Consider the following 2,975-nt stretch of genomic DNA (forward strand, 5'->3'; position numbering starts at 1 on the left):
TCCTGTTTCGTTTGGCAGCGTTATCGGAGAATCAGCCAGTTGCACTTCTCCCGATGCGGTAACATCAACCCCCGTCTCTACCTTGTCCGCTGAACCCGTTAATAACTCGGCTACATCTAACGGCGTGATTGGCAATAATACTCCGTCTTGATTCCGAGGCGCAGTAATCTCTAATGATAGTAACTGTCCCGATTGAGAAATCCTGACCCGATTTGACCCTTCAACCGCCACAATCGTAATCTGTCCCCCTGGTGCAGTTAGTTCCCCGGTATTAATCACGGTTCCCCCTAATAGAGTTAAATTCTGTCCCGGAGAAACGGCTAAATTTCCAGCATTGACAATTGTCCCCGATTGGGATAAATCAAAGGCAAATTGATTGGGATCTCCTATCAATTGCAAATAATTATTATCCCCAAATGCATTGAACCAAAGATTATCGCCAAACCCAATCCCTGTCGCGGTTGTGGCAATGAAATCAGCGGGAACATTTAATTGAGCATTTTCCCCAAACACAATCCCGGCTGGATTCATCAAATATAAATTCGGTGTTCCCCCCGTCACCTGAATCAACCCATTAATCAGCGAGGGATTTTCGCCAACCACTCGCCCCAAAATATTCCTCAGATGCGGATTGGCTAAAAAATTAGCAATTTGTCCTGCATCTAAGCCAAATTCCTGAAAACTGTGGAAGAGATTCGCCTCATCTGCATCCAGACTCCCCCCGGAAATGTTAAACTGATTCCCCTCCGGTATGACAACTGTCCCCGTACCATCAGGGGCGGCTGTAATTGGTTCAGCGTTCGTAGTCGGCGCTGTCTTCGCCACCAACATTAAACTCAGAACTAGAAACAACCAGCTAAAGCACCATTGAGCAGATTTCATGGGAGTAAGAGTTAAGGAAGGATCTATCTCAATTTTTTCGCTTGTGCCAGTATTTTTTTCCTGGAAGTTATAAAATTATAGAAAACGATAGCTAATTTAGGTTTTGTTAATTTTAATTTACGTCTAAACGTTCCTTGGATAAGAGTGGTATCGGTTATGAATAGCAGAACTATTGGCGGGCATAAGTAATATCACTGACGTGCTATAGTGTCAAGTAAAAATTGAGGAGAGGGCAATCCGACCGTCTGTAGGGGCGGGTTTTACCGATAACCTGTCAGCCAAAACGGGTAACTTATGTAAACTCGCCCTGTTTCTAGGGTTGTTAATTAATGCAAGAAACCTGAGTCGGGGCGGGTTTAGTCACATCCGGGTGTCACCGAAAAGATAGTAGTGAAACCCGCCCCTACACAATTCAACACTCGCGTTGCGCCACATGCCGTGGCAAGTCAGACCTATTAACATGGGGTAAAAAACAGGTATCATAAACCTTAAAGCCTTCCGTTTTTTACCTTTTTATAGGATAACCCACTTATGTCAAGCGAATTTAACTTCTTTCAACATTGGTATCCCCTCTCGCCGGTTGAAGATCTCGACCCCAAACAACCCACTCCCGTCACCCTTTTGGGGTTGCGCTTGGTGATTTGGAAACCGCCTTCTTCACCAACCTATCGTGTTTTTATCGATCAATGTCCTCATCGGTTAGCACCCTTAAGCGAAGGGCGTGTTGATGAAAAGACAGGAAAGTTGGTATGTAGTTATCATGGTTGGCAATTTAATTCTCAAGGCATCTGTACTCAGATTCCTCAAGCCGAAAATCCCCAACTCGTGACCAAGAATCAAGATAATATCTGTATACAAACTCTTCCCTGTTGCCAGGAAAATGATTTACTTTGGGTGTGGCCCCATGCCAATTCTTCTGAACTAGCGGCGGCTACTCCTCGCCCCCTATCGCCTCAAGTTGATGCCAGTAAAGGGTTTGTTTGGTCTTCGATGGTGCGCGACTTGGACTATGATTGGCAAACCTTAGTGGAAAATATTGCTGATCCTAGCCATGTTCCCTTTGCCCATCACGGTGTTCAGGGAAATCGGGATCAAGCCCAGCCCATTGCTATTGAAATTGTGCAATCAACTGCCAATCGAATTGAGGGGAATACTGTCGGACGTTTTAACACAAAAATGACATTTGAACCGCCTTGTCATTTGGAATATGCTATCAGTTTTGGCGACAAAGGGAAGCAGGTAGGATTGGTAACCTACTGTATCCCAGTTGCTCCCGGTAAATCACGGATAGTAGCTCAGTTTCCGCGTAATTTTGCCAAAAGCTTATCGCGGTTAACCCCTCGCTGGTGGAATCATATCACTGTCCGCAATCTGGTACTGGATGGGGATATGATTTTGTTGCATCAACAAGAACGTTTTTTACAACAACGCCAATCAGAGGAAAGTTGGAAAACGGCTTATAAATTGCTAACCAGTGCCGATCGTTTTGTGATTGAGTTTCGTAAATGGTTTGATAAATACTGCCAAGGAACTTTACCTTGGAAGCAGGTGGGGCTAAATTCTTCAGATACAATTTCTATCAACGATAACCGCCAGGAAGTGCTGGATCGTTATCGACAACATACTCAGCATTGTCGTAGCTGTAGCGCCGCTTTGAAAACGGTGCAGCGTTTACAAGTTGTACTTTTGGGGGGCTTTGTGTTAACAGTTTCTGGAGTCGCTTTACTTCCCGATGTGTTGCGACTGCGTCTGGGTTTACCGTTAATGGTTATGGCATTTTTGGGTTTGGCTGGATTCACTTGGCTGAAAGTTTGGCTAGAACCCCGATTCTATTTTGTGGACTATATTCATGCTCAACGATAGAGGGTTATCTGGTTTTATCAAGCATTGGTATCCCACCTTTTAGATCCCCCTCTTTCCTTTTATATCCCCCTCCCGTCCCCCTTCAAAAGGCTACGGTGTACACACAAGTCGAAGTGAGGAGTATGAATCAAGTAAAATCAGAGACAGAGAAGCGCGATCGCTAAAACTCAGATTGCCTTCACAACCTCCCAACCCTGAGAGAAGACAGACAAATGGATAACCCAATTTTG

The 2,975-nt window shown here is 44.8% G+C and carries 2 protein-coding genes; one reads left to right on the forward strand and one right to left on the reverse strand.

The features are described 5' to 3' along the window. The coding region (locus RIG66_RS34100) for a filamentous hemagglutinin N-terminal domain-containing protein (RefSeq protein WP_446384592.1) at positions 1-882 on the reverse strand (882 nt) is incomplete at its 3' end. A 531-nt stretch (positions 883-1,413) separates the two neighbouring features. On the opposite strand from RIG66_RS34100, the gene RIG66_RS34105 reads away from it, so the two are divergent. Then, complete coding sequence (locus RIG66_RS34105; RefSeq protein ID WP_446384594.1) at positions 1,414-2,745, forward strand: aromatic ring-hydroxylating dioxygenase subunit alpha; 1,332 nt, start codon at positions 1,414-1,416, stop codon at positions 2,743-2,745. Positions 2,746-2,975 lie beyond the last annotated feature (230 nt).

This window comes from Coleofasciculus sp. E2-BRE-01 (assembly GCF_040221695.1).
Classification (GTDB): Bacteria; Cyanobacteriota; Cyanobacteriia; order Cyanobacteriales; family Coleofasciculaceae; genus Coleofasciculus.